The sequence below is a fragment of the Deltaproteobacteria bacterium genome, from assembly GCA_016178705.1.
Lineage (GTDB): Bacteria > Desulfobacterota > Binatia > HRBIN30 > JACQVA1 > JACOST01.
In genome coordinates, this window is record JACOST010000014.1 from 20,754 (window position 1) to 37,463 (window position 16,710).

Annotated in this window: 13 protein-coding genes; 8 read left to right on the forward strand and 5 right to left on the reverse strand. The window is 65.8% G+C overall.

All coding sequences use genetic code 11. From position 1 onward, the window contains the following. Position 1 precedes the first annotated feature (1 nt). From HYR72_08260 to HYR72_08275, 4 genes are all read left to right on the forward strand, one after another. Positions 2-727 carry a uracil-DNA glycosylase gene (locus HYR72_08260; GenBank protein ID MBI1814954.1) on the forward strand — a complete coding sequence of 242 codons (726 nt, stop codon included), beginning with the start codon at positions 2-4 and terminating at the stop codon, positions 725-727. After that, complete coding sequence (locus HYR72_08265) at positions 724-2,055, forward strand: nodulation protein NfeD (protein MBI1814955.1); 1,332 nt, start codon at positions 724-726, stop codon at positions 2,053-2,055. The genes HYR72_08260 and HYR72_08265 overlap by 4 nt, the downstream gene beginning before the upstream one ends. Further along, complete coding sequence (locus HYR72_08270) at positions 2,052-2,807, forward strand: slipin family protein (GenBank protein ID MBI1814956.1); 756 nt, start codon at positions 2,052-2,054, stop codon at positions 2,805-2,807. Before HYR72_08265 ends, HYR72_08270 begins: the two co-directional genes overlap by 4 nt. 71 nt (positions 2,808-2,878) lie before the next feature. Then, positions 2,879-4,267: a M20/M25/M40 family metallo-hydrolase gene (locus tag HYR72_08275; protein ID MBI1814957.1), complete on the forward strand. Its 1,389-nt coding sequence runs from the start codon at positions 2,879-2,881 to the stop codon at positions 4,265-4,267. Here the strand turns inward: HYR72_08275 and HYR72_08280 are convergent. Together HYR72_08280 and HYR72_08285 are read right to left on the reverse strand one after the other, a co-directional pair. Continuing rightward, positions 4,230-6,410: a hypothetical protein gene (locus tag HYR72_08280; GenBank protein ID MBI1814958.1), complete on the reverse strand. Its 2,181-nt coding sequence runs from the start codon at positions 6,408-6,410 to the stop codon at positions 4,230-4,232. The genes HYR72_08275 and HYR72_08280 overlap by 38 nt on opposite strands. Before the next feature lie 59 nt (positions 6,411-6,469). After that, positions 6,470-8,368, reverse strand: coding sequence for a type IIA DNA topoisomerase subunit B (locus tag HYR72_08285; protein MBI1814959.1), 1,899 nt, complete (start codon positions 8,366-8,368; stop codon positions 6,470-6,472). A gap of 390 nt (positions 8,369-8,758) precedes the next feature. On the opposite strand from HYR72_08285, the gene HYR72_08290 reads away from it, so the two are divergent. Then, positions 8,759-10,438, forward strand: a complete 1,680-nt coding sequence (locus HYR72_08290; GenBank protein MBI1814960.1) for a glycosyltransferase family 39 protein — start codon at positions 8,759-8,761, stop codon at positions 10,436-10,438. Positions 10,439-10,453: 15 nt separating this feature from the next. Here the strand turns inward: HYR72_08290 and HYR72_08295 are convergent, their stop codons facing one another. Both HYR72_08295 and lysA read right to left on the reverse strand, forming a co-directional pair. Next, positions 10,454-11,434 (reverse strand): SDR family NAD(P)-dependent oxidoreductase, encoded by a 981-nt coding sequence (locus HYR72_08295; protein MBI1814961.1) that lies wholly within the window; start codon positions 11,432-11,434, stop codon positions 10,454-10,456. Positions 11,435-11,439: 5 nt separating this feature from the next. Further along, positions 11,440-12,723 carry a diaminopimelate decarboxylase gene (gene lysA / locus HYR72_08300; protein MBI1814962.1) on the reverse strand — a complete coding sequence of 428 codons (1,284 nt, stop codon included), beginning with the start codon at positions 12,721-12,723 and terminating at the stop codon, positions 11,440-11,442. Between the two features lie 183 nt (positions 12,724-12,906). Here lysA and HYR72_08305 point away from each other — a divergent pair, with 183 nt between their 5' ends. From HYR72_08305 to HYR72_08315, 3 genes are read left to right on the forward strand one after another with little or no spacing between them, the layout of a single operon-like run. Further along, a complete protein-coding gene (locus HYR72_08305; protein MBI1814963.1) occupies positions 12,907-13,644 on the forward strand; it encodes a histidine phosphatase family protein in 738 nt (245 codons plus the stop codon). A gap of 17 nt (positions 13,645-13,661) precedes the next feature. Further along, the gene (locus HYR72_08310; protein ID MBI1814964.1) at positions 13,662-15,014 is read left to right on the forward strand and encodes a M24 family metallopeptidase; all 1,353 of its coding nucleotides are present in this window, start codon (positions 13,662-13,664) and stop codon (positions 15,012-15,014) included. Between the two features lie 28 nt (positions 15,015-15,042). Then, complete coding sequence (locus tag HYR72_08315) at positions 15,043-15,885, forward strand: crotonase/enoyl-CoA hydratase family protein (GenBank protein ID MBI1814965.1); 843 nt, start codon at positions 15,043-15,045, stop codon at positions 15,883-15,885. Positions 15,886-15,892: 7 nt separating this feature from the next. Here the strand turns inward: HYR72_08315 and HYR72_08320 are convergent, their stop codons facing one another. Further along, a complete protein-coding gene (locus tag HYR72_08320) occupies positions 15,893-16,681 on the reverse strand; it encodes a TraR/DksA C4-type zinc finger protein (protein ID MBI1814966.1) in 789 nt (262 codons plus the stop codon). Between the last annotated feature and the right edge of the window lie 29 nt (positions 16,682-16,710).

Below are 16,710 nucleotides of genomic sequence, written 5' to 3' on the forward strand. Positions count from 1 at the left end.
TATGGCGGATGAGACCCCTCAAGCTGAGTTGCGCGCGCTCCTAGCGAGTGTGCGGGCACACGTCGAAGACGCGCGCGATGACGGGGTGGCAGGCTTTCCGCGAGTGACGGCGCGCGCGACGCCGCCGCGGCCGGCGGTGCCAACGGTGCACGAGCCCTCCGCAACCGGCGTGGCGTCGCTCGACGACGTGCGCGCCGAGCTCGGCGACTGCCAGCGCTGCAAACTGTGCAAAGGGCGCACGCATATCGTCTTCGGTGTCGGCAATCCCGCTGCCGAGCTGATGTTCGTCGGTGAAGGCCCGGGGCGGGACGAAGACTTGCAAGGCGAGCCCTTTGTCGGTCGCGCTGGGCAGCTGCTCACCGAGATCATCACTAAGGGCATGAAGCTGCAGCGCGCCGATGTCTACATCGCCAACGTGGTGAAGTGTCGCCCGCCGGAGAATCGCAATCCCGAAGCGGACGAGATCGCAGCCTGCGAGCCGTTCCTGATTCGACAGATCGAAGCCATCAAGCCGCGCGTGATTGTCGCCCTCGGCAAGTTCGCCGCGCAAACATTGCTGCGCGACAGCACCCCGATCACCCGCATGCGCGGCCGGTGGTTTGACTATCACGGCATCAAGCTGATGCCGACGTTGCACCCGGCATACTTGCTGCGCAATCCCGCCGACAAGAAGTTGGTGTGGGAAGACATCAAGATGGTGCTGCAGGAGTTGGGGAGACGGCCGTGAAAATCCATACGCGGGTCTTGGCGCGGGTCGCTCTGCTGCTGGTTCTGCTGAGTGCGACGGCGGGCGCGGCGGAGCACCACGTCAACCTGATCGAGATCGACGCCGGGATCAATCCGGCCACGGCGGACTTCATCCGCGAGGCCATCGACGAAGCGCACCGCGACGGGGCGCAGGCGCTCATCATTCAGCTCGACACGCCCGGTGGTTTGCTCGATTCGAGCAAAGCGATCGTCAAGGATCTCCTCGGCTCGCCGGTACCGGTGATCGTCTACGTGGCGCCGAGCGGTGCTGGCGCGACCTCAGCCGGCGTCTTCGTCACCATGGCCGCCAACCTGGCCGCGATGGCGCCCGGTACGAACATCGGCGCGGCGCATCCAGTCGGCGGCCAGGGGGAAGACATTGCCGGCGACATGCGCGAGAAGGCGGAGAACTTCACCGCGTCGCTCAGCAAGTCGATCGCACAACAGCGCGGCCGCAATGTCGAGTGGGCCGAGAAGGCGGTGCGCGAAAGCGTCTCGATTACCGCCCAGGAGGCGCTCAAGCTCGGCGTGATCGATTTGGTGGCGATCGATATTCCCGATCTCCTGCGCCAAGCCGACGGCCGCGAAGTCGACGCCAACAACACGAAGCTGAAGCTGGCGCTGGCGGACGCGACCGTCGCGCGCAAACAGATGCGCCTGAAGCAGACGCTGCTCAACATCATCGCCAATCCCAACGTCGCCTACCTGCTGATGATGGCGGGGCTGCTCGGACTGTACGTCGAGTTTACGCATCCGGGTGTTTTCTTCCCGGGCATCGCCGGCGCGATTTGTCTCGTGCTCGGGTTGACGGCGTTGCAGGTGCTGCCGATCAACTATAGCGGCTTGGCGTTGATCCTACTCGGTGTGGCGATGCTGGTCGCGGAATTGTTTCTGCCCAGCTTCGGAGTGGTGGGCGTTGGCGGGCTCATCGCATTCGTGATCGGGTCGCTGTTGCTGTTCGACACCGCCGACTCGGACCTCGCGGTCGATCGCGGTATCATCGCGGCCGCGGCGGCGACGCTCGGCAGCTTTACGCTCTGGGTGGGATACCTCGTGGTGCACTCGCAACGGCGCAAACCGTCGTTGGGGCAGGAGGGCATGATCGGCGAAGTCGGCGAAGTGCGACAGCGGCTGGCACCCGCGGGTAAAGTGTTCGTCCATGGCGAGTACTGGAATGCGGTAGCCGAAGCCGCCGATGACCCGCTCGATGTCGGCGCGCAGGTGCAAGTGGTGGCGATTGAGGGGCTGAAGATCGTTGTGCGTGCGCTGCGACCAGCTCTCAGCGGGCGTGAAGGAGGCAAGAGATGATCGGTCCGTTCGCGACAGTTGTGGTGGTGGTTGCCGGCTTGGTGCTCAGCGGCATCAAGATTCTCAAAGAGTACGAGCGCGGAGTGATCTTTCGGCTGGGGCGCTTGGTCGACCATCGTGGCCCCGGCATCATCTACGTGCTGCCGGTGATCGAGCGCATGCAACGGGTCGATCTGCGGACCATCACGATGGACGTCCCGCCGCAGGATGTCATCACCAAGGACAACGTGTCGGTGAAAGTCAGCGCCGTGCTCTACTTTCGTGTCGTCGATCCCAACCGCGCGGTGGTCGAAGTCGTCGACTACTTGTTCGCCACCTCGCAGCTGGCGCAGACGACGCTGCGCAGCGTCTGCGGCCAGGCCGAACTGGACGAGTTGCTGGCCGAGCGCGACAAGCTCAACGCGCGGATCCAAGAGATCCTCGATCAACAGGCCGACCCGTGGGGCATCAAGGTCGTCACGGTCGAGGTGAAGCACATCGATCTGCCTCAGGAGATGCAGCGCGCCATGGCTCGCCAAGCCGAAACCGAACGCGAGCGCCGCGCCAAGGTCATCAACGCCGAAGGTGAGTTCCAAGCCGCGCAAAAACTCGCCGATGCCTCACACATCATCAGCCAGCATCCGGTGGCGCTGCAACTGCGCTTCCTGCAAACGCTCACCGAAGTGGCGTCGGAGAACAATTCGACGACGATCTTCCCGGTCCCGGTCGATTTGTTCGCGCCGTTCTTCGCGCTGAATGAGAAGAAGACCTAACATCGGCAGACGCCGCAAATCTCGACCTTACATTGCGGCCCAGCGATCGAGTCTGGTAAGCACCGGCCACGATGCAGACACGATGGTTCGTGCTGACGATGCTCTTTCTCACGGCGAGGCCGGCGGCGGCCGAGCCCGACTGGGACGCGTTGACCAACGAGGCGGCCCAGCTGCTCTCCCGCTACGTGCAAATCGACACCACCAATCCGCCAGGCAATGAGCTGCCGGCGGCGCGTCTGCTCGAACAAACTCTGACACAGCACGGCGTGGGGTCGACGCTCTACCCGAGCGCCGACAATCGCGCCAATCTGCTCGCACGCCTTCCTGGTAGCGGACGGGCCGAACCGCTCGTGCTGCTGCATCACATGGACGTCGTGCCGGTGGAGGTGGCGAACTGGTCGTTCCCGCCGTTCAGCGGCGAGATTCGCGACGGCTTCGTCTATGGGCGAGGGAGCATCGACGACAAGAGCCACGGGGTCGTGCAACTCTTCGCGCTGCTTGCCCGCCATCAGGAACAGCGGCCGTGCACCCGCGATCTGGTGTTCCTGGCTGTGGCGGACGAAGAGGTGGGTGGAGAAGCCGGTGCGCGCTTCATGGTCGAGCGGCACCCCGATCTGGTACGCGCCGCGGCCGTGTGGAACGAAGGTGGCGCCAGTGTCGAAGGGATTCTCGCGGATCATCCCGTCAATTCGATTGCGACCACGGAGAAGAATTCGCTGTGGCTAACACTCGACGCGACCGGTGAAGGTGGCCACGGTTCCGCTCCCACGCCCGATGGGGCGATCAATGTGTTGATTGCCGCGCTGGCGCGGATTGCGGCATGGGAGACGCCGATTCACCTGGTGCCGTCGGTTCGCGACGGGTTCGATCGGCTCGGCGGAGCGATGTTTCTCGGCGGCGGGTTTCTGCTCCGCAATCTCGATTCTCCGGTGATCGGCAGCCTGGCGCGCGGACGCATCACCAAGAACCGCGTCACCAACGGCTTGGTGCGCAACACGATTGCGCTCACCGGCCTGCGTGCCGGCGTGAAACACAACGTCATCCCGCGCGCGGCGGAGGCCGACATCGACGTGCGCTTGCTGCCCGATCAGTCGCCCGAGGAGTTCCTCGCGGAGTTGCAGCGCGTGATCGACGATCCGCGCGTAACCATTCGCCCGCTGCGCGAGTTGCCCGAGTTGCAGCCTCCGAGCCCACCCGACACGCCGTTCTTCGCCGCCGTCGAGCAATCGTTGGCCAAACGTTTACCCGCCAGTGTGACCGTGCCGGGGATGCTCACCGGCGGTAGTGACTGCAAAGCGTTCCGCGCCGTCGGCATCCCGTGCTACGGCTACCAACCGCTGCTGGGCAACACCGACATGATCGCCCGGATCCACGGCGTCGACGAACGGCTCAGCCTCGACAATCTCCGACTCGGCATTCAGGTTACGTACGACGTGCTGACGACGCTCTGCGAGCCGTGACGGTGGGGACGGTCGCTGGCTGCTCGCGCGCAGTCGCGGCTAGCTCGCGATAGGGTACGCGGAGGGATACCGTCGTGCCGCGTCGTGGTTGTACCGTCACTCGCACGTGGCCGCCGAGCAGGGCGAGCCGGTCGCGCAATACCGCCGGCAGCCACGCCTCGCGCCGCGTGCTCCGCCGCGAGTCGAAGTGCAGACGGGCGCACAGGTGCCCGTCGCGGATGCTAAGGTGCACCGCGACATCGGCGGGAGACTGGCGCTGCTGCGCGCTAGCCAACACTTCGCGGATGAGAAACACCAGTTCGTGCGCAATGGTTGCCGGGATGGCTTCCAGCGCGCCACCCGTGACGCTGACGCGCTGACCGCGGCGCGTCACTTCGTGGGCAAGCGCTTGAACTTCCGCCAACAGGTCCACCGCCGAAGCGTCGTGGTGGCGCAGTCGCGCGACGAATCCCTGCATCGCGAGGAGCTGTTCGCGCAATGCCGTCTGCAGCGCGGCGAGGTCCGTGTTCCCCACCGGCTGCCCACGCCGCTGGAGCGCGCCCACTTGCATGCTGATGCCGACCAGGGTCTGGAGCACCGTGTCGTGCAGATCACGGGCGATGCGTTCGCGTTCGCGGTGGCTGGCGAGCTCGCGTTCGTGTTGAGCGGCGTCTCGGTGTAGTTGTGCCTGTTCCAGGCGCAGCGCGGTCACGTCCGCGATGCTGGCGAGCGTCCGCGCGTCGTGGTGTGCGGTGCCCGCCCCGCTGACCACGATGACGCCTTGCACGCGATCGCCCGCCTGCAGTGAGGCGAGCAGCGCGGGCCCGCTGCCGGCCCACACCGCGAGCGGTGATTCGCTCGGCAATGTGTGCGCGACGACCGCAGGACCGCTCGCATGTGGCGCAGCGTCCCACGGGGCGAACGCGCGCACCGGCACCAACGGCGGCCGCGCCGTTCCCGCGCGCGGGCGAAGGTGATCGTCGATCGCCCGCGCAGCCAATTCGAGACGCCGTCCCGCGCGATCGCTCAACCACACCGTACACACCGTCGCGCCCAGGGCGAGACGCGCGCGCCGCGCTACCGCCTCGAGGTACGCGTCACGTTCAAACGGGTGCGGCGGCACCGCGGCGAGATCGAGCAGAATCCGGGTGCGCTCGAACAGCCGCGCCGCTTCCACCGCAACACCGACTTGCTCCGCGTACTGACGCGTTCGATCAATCTGGGCGGCGGTGAAGGCGGTCTCGGGATGATCCGTGATGGCAGCGAGCGCACCGACGACCTGAGTCTGCACGCGCACCGGCATCACCAGGAGTCGGCCGACCCGATCGGCGACGAGGTCGATCGGAAACCACTCGGCCAGCACGGTCGGTTCGAGCGTGAAATGGCCCTCGGGTGGAAAGTTGCGCGGCAGGTGATCGGGGTAGGCCTTCTGGGTAACGATGGCGATGAAATCGTTGGAGACGCCTGCAACCGCCGCCAAGCGCAAGCGCGCCGTGGTCGGATCGCGCAGGATCACGCCGCAGGCGCGTGCGGGTATACCGGCGAGCGCACGCTGCGCGAGGCGGGCGAGGACTTCGTGCAGCTCGCTGGACCGTGCCGACTCACCCAGGCGATCGGCCAAGGTGACCGCGCTGAGCGCCGCCGCCCGCTCGTACTCGGCCAGTTGGGCGAGCGCGATGGCGGTCGCGGCCATCACCCCCCAGGGCTCCAGTGCTGCTCGGTTGTGAAGTTGTGCGGCTGGCGTTGGCGCTCGATAGAAGAGACAGGCCAGGCCGTGGAGTCGCCCGGAGTATCGCAACCGCAACGGCACCGCGTGGACTGAGTGCCAGCCCGCCCACAGCGCGCAACCCGGGATGAGCGCGGCGCCCTCCAGCGTGACGATCGGCGCGGGATTCTGGAGCAGTCCGTCCACTTCGCGCGACGAACCGCGCGCCAATGTGGAGCGCTTGAAGGCTCGCTGCGCGCCGGCACTGAGTCCACGCGCCGACCCGGGCCGCAATTCCTCGCGCACGTGATCCCACACGAAGACGCATGTGGCGTCGCAAGCGAACAGATGGACGGCTTCCTCCGCTACGGTATCGAGGGTCTCGGCAACATCGGTGAACTCGCCGCTGGCACCGTGATCGGAGCCGTGCGCGGGCTCGCCATCGGGCGGAGGGCGCATGATGGTACACAGAGCGCGCCGCATGGCCGATTGTCAAGCCGAACACTAGGGCCGGCGCGCTACACGTCGAGGGTGTCCACTTTCGGGGCCCGTTCCATGATGAAGCGGAAACGCGGCTCGACCTCCTTCCCCATCAGCGTCTGAATCGTCTGCTCGGTGGCCGCGTCATCGGCGATGCCAACGCGCAGGAGCGCGCGCCGCGCCGGATCGAGCGTGGTCTCTTTCAGCGTCGACGGGTTCATCTCACCCAAGCCCTTGAAGCGTTGGACGGTGGCCGACTTGCCGTTCGCGGCTGCGAGAACGCGGTCGCGCTCCGCGTCGTCGAGCGCCCACTTGGTCTCCTTGCCGATGTCGATGCGATAGAGCGGCGGCTGGGCGATGAAGACGAAGCCACCGCGAATCAGCTCCGGCATATGGCGGTAGAAGAAGGTGAGCAGCAAGGTGCAAATGTGATGACCGTCCGAGTCGGCGTCCATCAACAGGCAGATCTTGTGGTAGCGCAGCTTCGACCGGTCGAAGCTTTTGCCCGCGCCGCAGCCGAGGGCGGAGACCAAGTCGCTCAACTCCTTGTTGTTGAGCACCTTGCTGGTGGAGGCTTGCTCGGTGTTGAGCACCTTGCCGCGAAGCGGCAGGATGGCTTGGAACTCACGGGCGCGACCTTGCTTGGCGGAGCCGCCGGCGGAGTCGCCCTCGACGATGAACAGTTCGCTCTCAGCCGGATCGGTCGAGCTGCAGTCGGCGAGTTTGCCGGGCAAGTTGAGTCGGTGCGAGATCGCGGTCTTGCGCTGCACGCTCTCCACCGCCGCGCGTGAAGCGCTGCGCGCGCGGGCCGCGAGGATAACGCGCGAGGCGATCGCGTTGGCGGGCGTTCGGTTCTGCAGCAGATGATTTTCGAGGGCAGTGCGGATGAGATTGTCGATCGGCGCCGTCACCTCGGAGTTGTTGAGCCGCTCCTTGGTTTGTCCCTGAAACTGCGGTTCCTGAATGTAGATTGAGAGCACCGCGACCACGCCCTCGCGCACGTCCTCAGCGGCGATGGTCAACCCCTTGGGCGTCAGGTTCTGCACCGCGAGATAGTTGCGGACGGCTTTGGTCAATCCGTTTCTCAACCCGTTCTCGTGCGTACCGCCTGAGGAGGTCGGGATGCCATTGACGAAAGAGAGGATGCGCTCCTCGGTCGCTTCGGTCCACGCCACCGCACACTCGATGACGAAGCCGTCTTTGCGCTCGACGTCGAACGGCTCCGCGACTTGTTTGTGGCCGCCATCGGCGATCAGCTTCTCGATGTACTCGGCGATGCCGCGCTCGTGGCGAAAGGTCTCGCTCTGCTTGTCGACGTGGTTGTCGAACTCCAGCGTGAGGCCACGGTGCAGATACGAGCGGGCTTCGAGGCGTTCGCGAATCAGTGCAGGACTGAATGTCGTCTTGGGAAAGATCGATGCGTCGGGCGTGAACGTGATGCTGGTGCCACTCCCGCGTGCGGGGGCGCCACGCTTCATCTTGCCGGTCGCCTTGCCGGCGGCAAAGGTCTGCTCCCAGTGATAGCCGTCACGCTTGACGTTGGCGACGAGCGGAGAGGCGAGGGCGGTCACCACCGACGCGCCGACGCCGTGCAAGCCGCCCGAGTGGAAGTAGTTCTGGTTCTCGAACTTGCCCCCGGCGTGCAACGTGGTGAGGATCAGCTCCAACGCCGAGCGTTTGTACTTCGGATGCATGTCGACCGGGATGCCGCGGCCGTTGTCGCTGACGGTCATCGTCTTACCGTCTTTGTGCAACGTGACGACGATCTTGTCGCAGTGCCCGTTCATCGCCTCGTCGACGGCGTTGTCGACCAGCTCCCAGAGCAAATGATGCAGCCCGGTGACGTCGGTGCCGCCGATATACATCCCCGGCCGCTTGCGCACCGGTTCGAGGCCTTCGAGAACTGTGATGTCTTTTGCGGTGTACTTCTGCTTCATCAGCCACCCATCCCCACTGCGGAGTTTCTACCACAGCAGCGCACAGATCACAGGGGCGGCATCAGCGTGGGGTCTCACGATCGGGTTTGCCGATCGGCTGATGTAAAACTGCGAGGGCGAGGCTCCTGCCGAGCCGCACTGTACAAGCCGAACGGCTCGCCGGGAGGCTCGACCTCCCCCTGGAGGATTGCAGCCTTCAGGTATGCTTTGTTGGTCGAGAGGTCCCGTGGCCCGCGCAGCGAGCCGACGAGGTCGCCCGCTAGATCGACGCAATTGACGAATGGTTTGGCGCCGATCGTATTGCCCTCGTTGCATCGAGGCAATACTGGGAGCAAGGTCAGTCGAACCTCTCGACGACAGCGCGCCGCGGCCTGAGCACTCGATTGCCCAATGTCTCTCAATCAAGCGTTAGACCGATTCGCCGGCGTTCTCGATCGCCGACCCCTCGTCGTCGCGCTGAGCTTGTTCATCGTCGCCGCGTCGGCGTATGGCTTTCGGCTGGGGTTGCCCGACATCTATGGAGATGACGAAGCCTTGGACGCGGGCGTGGTGTGGGAAATGGCGGAGAACGATCATTGGCTCCTGCCGTTTTTCAACGACGAGATGGTCCCGGAAAAACCTCCGCTGTTTTTCTGGCTCGCCGCCGGCGTCGCCCGCATCGGCGGCGTGAGCGAGACCACGGTTCGCCTGCCCTCGGTTGTGGCGGCCGCATTGACGGTGATGACGGTTTTCCTGGCCGGCCGGCGGTTGGTGGGGGCCGGGCCTGCGTTCCTCGCCGCGCTCATCGTGCTCACCGCGCCGATGATGGTGGCGCGGGCGCGCGTCGGCCGCGCCGACATGGTCCTCGTCGCCTGCGCGACCGGCGCTTTCTTTGCGGCCGCAATCAGCCTCGCGCCCAACGCGGCGCGCCGGCATCGCAACGCGTTCTGGCTGTTGGCCGCGCTCGCGGTGCTGGCGAAGGCGGGCGCGGGGCTTGGCGTTGTGGCGTGTGGAACAGTGGCGCTGCTACTCGGCGCTCGCAAAGGCCCGCTGCGACTCGCGACGCCGGAAGGCATCATCGGCTTCGTCGTCCTCGCCTTCAGTTGGCACGTGTTTGCGACTCTGGCGCTCGGTCAGAGTTTTGTTTCGGTGAACCTCTTGCAGCAGAACCTCAACCATCTGGTCGGCGGAATAGATGGCCCGCCGGTGAAGCGGGGGATCGAGCATCTGCTGAAGCCAACGATCAATCTGATCGGCGGTGTGATGCCGTGGTCGATATTGGGACTGGTCGCCGTTCGCGGCTGGCGAACGGCATGGAGCACCAACGGCAAGCTCGGCCTGATCTGGGCGGGCGCGGGGCTGGCCTTCTTCTCCGCGGCCGCGAGTCGGCATTCGTACTACGTCGCACCACTCGTTCCTCCGCTTGCCCTGTTTCTTGGAACTCTGCTGTGGAACGAAAAGAGCGCGCAACCGCGCGCACCAGTGGTTCGGATCGCGCTGGTCTCGCTGAGCATCGCGGTGATCGTCGCCATCGTCGGCGTGGTGCTGCTGCGCGCATGGTCGGCAGCCGATTGGGTCGGGATGTCGGTTTCGGATCACACGAGGGCCGCCATGCTGTGGGAGTGGTGGTCGCGTCGGTCGGCGCTGGCGGTGGTGCTGCTCGCCGTTTTGGCGGCGGCCTCCATCTTTTCGGTTAGGATGACTTGGCGACGGCAAGCCGCGTGGGCGGTTGCGGTCTGTTTGCTCGCCGCAGCCGGCATCCAGGCGATCACCGAAGCGGCCCTGGGAAGCGAAAGCACCGCGCACTTGTCGCTGAAATCATTTGCCGGCGAAGTCGCGCGGGTCGATGGCCCGGTATACTTCTACGGGCCAGTGATTCGGCAGATCGTCTACCACGCGCGACGGCACATCCATCACGCGTCGCTCGCTGAGCTGTCGGCTCGGTCCTCTTTCTACCTCATCGCGACCGAGTCAGAGTTGCTGGAGTTGCGCACGCGCTTGGTTCAACCGGTCGCAGAACTCGCCGCGGGCGACGGCATCGTCAACAACTCCGACGTGGCCCATGTGGTCCTTCTTCGAGTCGACCGATAGCCAACGCGAAATGGCTCACTCTTTTCGGATGAGTGGTGAATCCTCTGGCGCCAGCCGCGTCATCTTGACGCTCTCGTCCCAGAGCGCGCGCGCACGATCGAGGTCGTACGACGCATCTGACGACGGCGCGTCGTGCCAGCGTGCGTGCGACGGGAAATACTTTCCCGACGTCCGTTCGAGCGCCGGGTCAAGCACCAGCTTCGCGAGCGCTGCGCCGGATTTCGGCGCCGGGTTGATGGTGGAGACCAGCGGCGAGAGCAGACGCGCCACGCCGGGCAGAATCCGATCCCAGATGAAGCGCAGAGCGGGCGGGTAGTCGCGCGCCAGACCGGAGCCCGGCACCAGGCCGGGGTCGAAGGCGTTGACGGTGAGCCGGTGCTCCGCATTCGACAAACCGGCGGCCGCGATCCGTCGGACGAGTTCGTAAGTGAACCACAGGTTGCAGAGTTTGCTGTTCACGTATGCGAGGCGGCCATCGAATTCGCCCGCACGCGGGCCGCCGGTGACAGCGAGCGTGTCGAACTCTGCGACCGCAGCCTTCGGCATGCCGGTTCTGAGCTTTGGATCATGCACGCCGGACGCAACGATCACGATGCGCCCAGACTGATTCCGCAGCAGGCGAGCGAGGAGCAGATTGGTAAGCAAGAAGTGCCCGAGATGATTGACGGCGAATGTGAGTTCATATCCGTCGGTCGAGAGCTGCGGCCCGGTGTGCATCTGCAGACCTGCGTTGCAGACCAGCGCCCGCAGCGGGACGTTCTGTGCCTCGATCGCATGAGCGAATTGGCGCACGGACGCGAGCGAACCGAGGTCGAGGCCCATCTCGAACGCGGCGCCGTCGCCACTTTCGGCATTGATCCGCCGTACCGCCTCGACCGACGCTTCGCGGTTTCGACTCGCGACGACGACGTGCCACCCTTCACGGGCAAGCTGCCGCGCACACTCGAAGCCGATGCCTGAGTTCCCTCCAGTTACGAGAGCGGTGTCACGACTCATGATCTCTACAACCGCTCGAAGCACTCGCGACGCGTGATCTCTTCCACTGTCTCGCGGCGCGACATCAGATAGGGTTGCCCATCCTCTAGCCAGACTTGCGGGGCGCGACCGATGGAGACGTAGTTCGAACTCATCGCCACGCCGTACGCACCGGCATCGTGCAGAATCAAAAGATCGCCCCGCTTCGGCGGCGGCAGATCGCGCGGTTGGAGCAGTTCGTCGGCACCACGGGTGAACACGTCGCCCGATTCGCACAGCGGCCCCGCCACCACGACCGGCGGGCGCGGCGCCTTCGATTCGGCGCCGTGAATGGTGATGTGATGATACGAGCCGTACATCGCCGGACGAATCAGATCGACGAACCCGGCGTCGACCATCGCGAAGGTGTGGCCAGGACCCTTGTCGTTCGGACGCGTTGACTTCACGTCGGTGACGCGTGCCACCAACGCGGTGCTCGGCGCCACGACGTAGCGACCGGGCTCGATCTCCAACCGCAACGGCCGTCCGGCGGCCGCGCTCACGCGCGCCTGCGCGTCGCGCAGACCGCGCGCGAGCGGATTGAGATCGAGCGGCGGCACGTCCGGGTGATACGGATGCGGCAACCCACCGCCGAGGCCCACCGCTTCGAGCGCCGGATAGTCGCCGACCCGCTCGACGAAGAAGTGCGCCAGCTTGGCCATGTTGGCGGTGAACTCGTCGATCGTCGGTCCACTACCGACATGCGCGTGCAACAGTACAATCGGATTGCCGGCCTGCTCCGCGGCGCGGCGAACGCCATCGGCATCGTCGTGCCAAATGCCGTGCTTCGAGCTCGGACCGCCAGTGTCGACCGCGCTCACGTGCCCGTGGCCAAAGCCGGGATTGAGGCGCACGCCAATCGGGCCCCGATATCCCGCGCTCTGAAGTTCGTCGATCATCGCTGGCGAGCCGATGTTGGGGAGGATGCGGTGCTCGACGACGACCGCGAGGGCATTGTCGCGGAACACATCGGCGGTGAAGAGGACGGTGGGCGGCTGCGTGCCCATCCGGAAGCCCGCCGCGCGGGCGCGCAACACTTCGTTGCCTGACACCGCATCGATCCACAGGCCTTGCGTGGAGATCTCTTCGAGCACGCGCCGCGTCGAACACGCTTTCATGGCGTAGCGCGCCTGCAGGTGCGGATGATCTGTCAGCCGCTGCACGTCCGCAATCCGCCGCCGCAACACGTCGGCGCTGGTGATAAAGAACGGTGTACCAACCCGCTGCGCAATCGCCTGCAGATCGACACTCTCGCAAAACGATTCCGGCATCGCTCCTCCGTTGGTGCGTCTCGTAACAATCCCTCTGTGGTGGTGCAAGCCGATCGTCAGAGCCGACAGTGCACACTCGTGGACGCTCGCGTTCGACTGCGGCCCAAATCAGCAAACTTACCCAACTTGCTTCTGCCGCTTCATCTCGTATGATCGCCCGCCGCGGCAGGTAGGAGAGGAACGATGGCGAGCACAAGTTTGGAAGAGCGAGAGCGGCGCGGGCGCGCCAATCTCCCACTCGAGCTAGTGCTCGTGCGCCACGCCGAGCCCGATTGGGATTGGGCACGGGACACCAGCGGCGATCCGCCGCTCACCGCGCTAGGTCGCCGGCAAGCCGCGGATGTGGCCGCGCACCTCACCACGATGCCGCTCAATGCCTTGTACTGCAGTCCGCTGGCGCGGGCCCGCGAGACGGCGGCAATCATCGGCGCCGCACAGCAGCTCGACGCCACTGTGGTCGCAGGGCTCGCTGAGATTCGCGTCCCCATGTTGTCATCGGCGTCGCAAGCCGAAGTGGACGCCTACTTCGCCGCCGCGGCGCGGCGCTCGCTGCGTGAGCACTGGGACGGCTTTCCCGGCGGCGAGCCGTTCCGCGAGTTTCACGCGCGCGTCACCGCCGCCTTCGAGTCGGTCCTGGCGCACTACAACGTGCGGCCGCAGCACGCCGACGAGTTCGCGGTGTGGCACTCCCCCGCGCGGGCGCAAACGTTGCGCGTCGGCGTGGTCGCGCACGGCGGCACCAACGGCGTGTTGCTCACCCACATGCTCGGTATCGCGTCGGTGCCCTGGGAGTGGATTCGCTTCGAAACCCCGCTGGCCGCATACAGTGTGATCGGGCTGCGCGCCATCAACGATCAAGGATACGTGTGGTCACTGCAGCAGTTCGGTCGCCGCGCCGACGATCGCGAGTCCGATTCGTGAGCCACGCTCGCAGGCGAATGACTCTCGGCCAATGCGCCACCATCGCCGTGCTGCTGTGGCAGTGTATCGGCTGCAGCGATGGCCTGTTCTCGCACAGCGCGAGCCGCCGTGGCAGCGACCATCGGCCATGTGCATGGCTACCGGACGAGCATGCGGAATGGCAGTTCCGCCGCAGCGCGGTCGGCGACAAAGTGCGGCGGCTGGTGCAGCCGGCGTTGCAACGGGCCGAGCTCGACGGGTGGCTGCTGATCGAGCGCGACTACCAACGCGACCCGATGCTCGACAGCTTTGGCTTCACCGAGCCCGGCGACAAAGCCGTCTTGCTCCTCGATAGCGGCGGGCCGGCGCCGCGCGCCTTCGGCTTCGGTACCGCACCCGCGGTTGTCGCTCAACTGACGGCGTCCGGACTGTTTGAACAAGTATCGCCGCTCACACCCTCGGCGGTGGAAGATGTGCTCGCGCGCTTTCACCCGCGCCGTATCGGTATCGACTATTCGGCGCGCATCGCGCTGGCCGACGGCATCGCGACGGGAACCCGCCAGTTCGCCGCGTGGTTGGTGGGACGTGAGTACGCGGGGACGTTTCGCTCGGCTGAGAACGCAGTGATCGCGGTGCGGGCCGACCGCACGCCAGACGAAGTCGAACTCGCCAAGCAGGCCGCACGCTGCGCCGCCGAGATCGCCGATCGCGAACTCGCCAACGCCACACTCAACGCGGGTCGGACCACCGCCACCGAGCTGTCGAGCCGCCTGGCGGCCGCCATTCGCGACGCGCAACTCGAACTTCCTTCCGCGCCGCAGGTGTCGATCATCCAACTCGCCGATCGCCCGCATCTGGCGTGGCCGTGGGCGGGACCGAACACCGACACGACGATTGTCGCCGGCGATCTCGTCCACATCGAGTTGAACTTACGCTACGCCGGCGTCGCCGCCACGACCCAGCGCACGGCGTACGTGCGCGGCAGCTGGGAACGCGAGGTGCCTGCCGACGTTCGCCGCGCCTTCAGTACGATGACGCAAGTGCGGGCCAGCCTCACCCCCCTGTTTCGTGTCGGAGCGACCGGCCGTCAGGTTGCTGCCGACGCGGCGGCGTGGGCGCAGCAGCAGCACCTCAGCGTCGAGTTAACCGCGCACCCGGTCGGCTACACCGCCCGCGAAGTCGGGACGTTCACCTGCTCCGAACGGCCGTTTGATCCCTACGATCCGGCCGACACCCTCGCCGACCGGCCGCTACAAGAGCGCGACTTGCAGGCGCTCGCGTTCCACGTCACCGTGTTGCTCGACAACGGCAACCGCCTCACGCTCTCGGCTGGCGATGTCGGCGAAGTCGGCTTCGGCGGCCTCGCATTGCTCACGCCGCCGAACGATTGAGCGCCGACAACAACGGAGGATTCTGCGGATGGACTTCACGACGCTGACACTCACCACCGACGATCGCATCGCCACGATTACCCTCAACCGGCCCGAGCGCCTCAACGCCATCAATCGCGAGTTGCCGATTGAATTGGAAAAGGCAGTGCAGGTCGCGAACGACAATGCGGCGGTCCATGTCATCGTGTTGCACGGCGCCGGCCGGGCGTTTTGCGCCGGCTACGATCTCGACTGGGGGACGCGCGTGGAGCACGAGAGTGACGCGCGCCAGAGCTGGGACCCCGTGCGCGATTTCGTCGGCATGTCCGACAACGTGCGCCGCTTCATGAGTCTGTGGCACAGCCGCAAACCGGTGATCGCACAAGTACACGGGTGGTGCGTCGGTGGCGGCACCGATCTCGCGCTGTGTTCAGACCTGATCGTCGCCGCCACCGACGCGCAGATCGGGTATCCACCCGCGCGCGTCTGGGGCTCGCCGACCTCAGCGCTGTGGGCGTATCGCCTCGGCATGGAGCAAGCCAAGCGCCTGCTGCTCACCGGCGATCCGGTTGACGGCGCCAAGGCGGAACAGATCGGCCTCATCTACAAGGCCGTGCCGCCGGCGCAGTTGGCGGCGGAAGTCAGCGCGCTCGCGCAGCGCATGGCGCTGTTGCCCATCAATCAGCTCATCATGATGAAGCTACTGGTGAACCAGGCGTACGAAAACATGGGGCTGCGCAGCTCGCAGATCATCGGCACGATCTTCGACGGGATCGCTCGGCACACTCCTGAAGGTGTGGCGTGGCGCGAGTTGGCAATGAAGGAAGGCTTCAAGGCCGCGGTGGCCGAACGCGACGACCCGTTCGGCGACTACGCCAGTCGCAAGCGATGAGCCGCTGCTACTCGGTATCCGGTAGCGGTTTGCTGGGCGCGTCGAAGTCGGAGCCGTCCTCGATCGCCTCAGTCACGTCTTCAGTCGCGGGCTGATCCTGCCACCGCGCGCGTGGCAGCGGCGTCGGTTCCTCGCGCGTGCGATCCTCGCGCTGCCAGGGAGCCTGTTCAACGCGCACGTGATCGACGACGGCAGTCAGTCCCATCACGTCGTTGAGCGTGTGCAGCAAAATTTGATGCTCGGCGTTGCTCGGTACCTCGCCCTCGACGTACACCACCCCATGGCGACAGACGATGCGCAATTCGTCGAAATCGAGGCGGCCGTCGGCGAGCAGCTGTTCGCGCACGGTGGTCTGGAGCTCGCGATCACTCAGCAGGGCGTATTCCGGTGGCAACGTCGCGCGCGGCGGTGTGTCACCCACGACCGGTTCCTCAATTGCGGCGGTGAGCATGCCGCGCTCGGCCGCATTGGCGCAGGCGATGCAGTAGGATGTAGCCGGCAGCGCCTGCAGTCGCGCCGGGGCGATGACTTCTTCACAGCGGATGCAGAAACCGTAGGTGCCGGCGGCCATGCGGGCGAGCGCCCGATCGATCTCCTCGACCTCGACCTTAGCGCGGCGGTCGAGACGGTCGAGCAAGCGCATCGTCACCTCTTCCTGTGCCGCTTCCTCCAACTCGCTATCGCGCGTCCCCTCGAGCGCGTGCAGATCGGTTTCCGTGACGGCGACTTCCTTGAGCAGCAGGCGACGGTGATACTGCAACGTTTGGTACAGTGCGTCGCGATCCTTCTTGCGCATGGCGATCCTCCTGCCTTGGGCGCAAGCAC

Coding starts and splice junctions, on each gene's coding strand:
- HYR72_08295 (MBI1814961.1), bottom strand. CDS start 11,434: ATGAGTCGTGACACCGCTCTCGTAACTGGAGGGAACTCAGGCATCGGC.
- HYR72_08260 (MBI1814954.1), top strand. CDS start 2: ATGGCGGATGAGACCCCTCAAGCTGAGTTGCGCGCGCTCCTAGCGAGT.
- HYR72_08280 (MBI1814958.1), bottom strand. CDS start 6,410: ATGCGCCCTCCGCCCGATGGCGAGCCCGCGCACGGCTCCGATCACGGT.
- HYR72_08270 (MBI1814956.1), top strand. CDS start 2,052: ATGATCGGTCCGTTCGCGACAGTTGTGGTGGTGGTTGCCGGCTTGGTG.
- HYR72_08275 (MBI1814957.1), top strand. CDS start 2,879: ATGCAGACACGATGGTTCGTGCTGACGATGCTCTTTCTCACGGCGAGG.
- HYR72_08315 (MBI1814965.1), top strand. CDS start 15,043: ATGGACTTCACGACGCTGACACTCACCACCGACGATCGCATCGCCACG.
- lysA (MBI1814962.1), bottom strand. CDS start 12,723: ATGCCGGAATCGTTTTGCGAGAGTGTCGATCTGCAGGCGATTGCGCAG.
- HYR72_08305 (MBI1814963.1), top strand. CDS start 12,907: ATGGCGAGCACAAGTTTGGAAGAGCGAGAGCGGCGCGGGCGCGCCAAT.
- HYR72_08290 (MBI1814960.1), top strand. CDS start 8,759: ATGTCTCTCAATCAAGCGTTAGACCGATTCGCCGGCGTTCTCGATCGC.
- HYR72_08320 (MBI1814966.1), bottom strand. CDS start 16,681: ATGCGCAAGAAGGATCGCGACGCACTGTACCAAACGTTGCAGTATCAC.
- HYR72_08285 (MBI1814959.1), bottom strand. CDS start 8,368: ATGAAGCAGAAGTACACCGCAAAAGACATCACAGTTCTCGAAGGCCTC.
- HYR72_08310 (MBI1814964.1), top strand. CDS start 13,662: ATGACTCTCGGCCAATGCGCCACCATCGCCGTGCTGCTGTGGCAGTGT.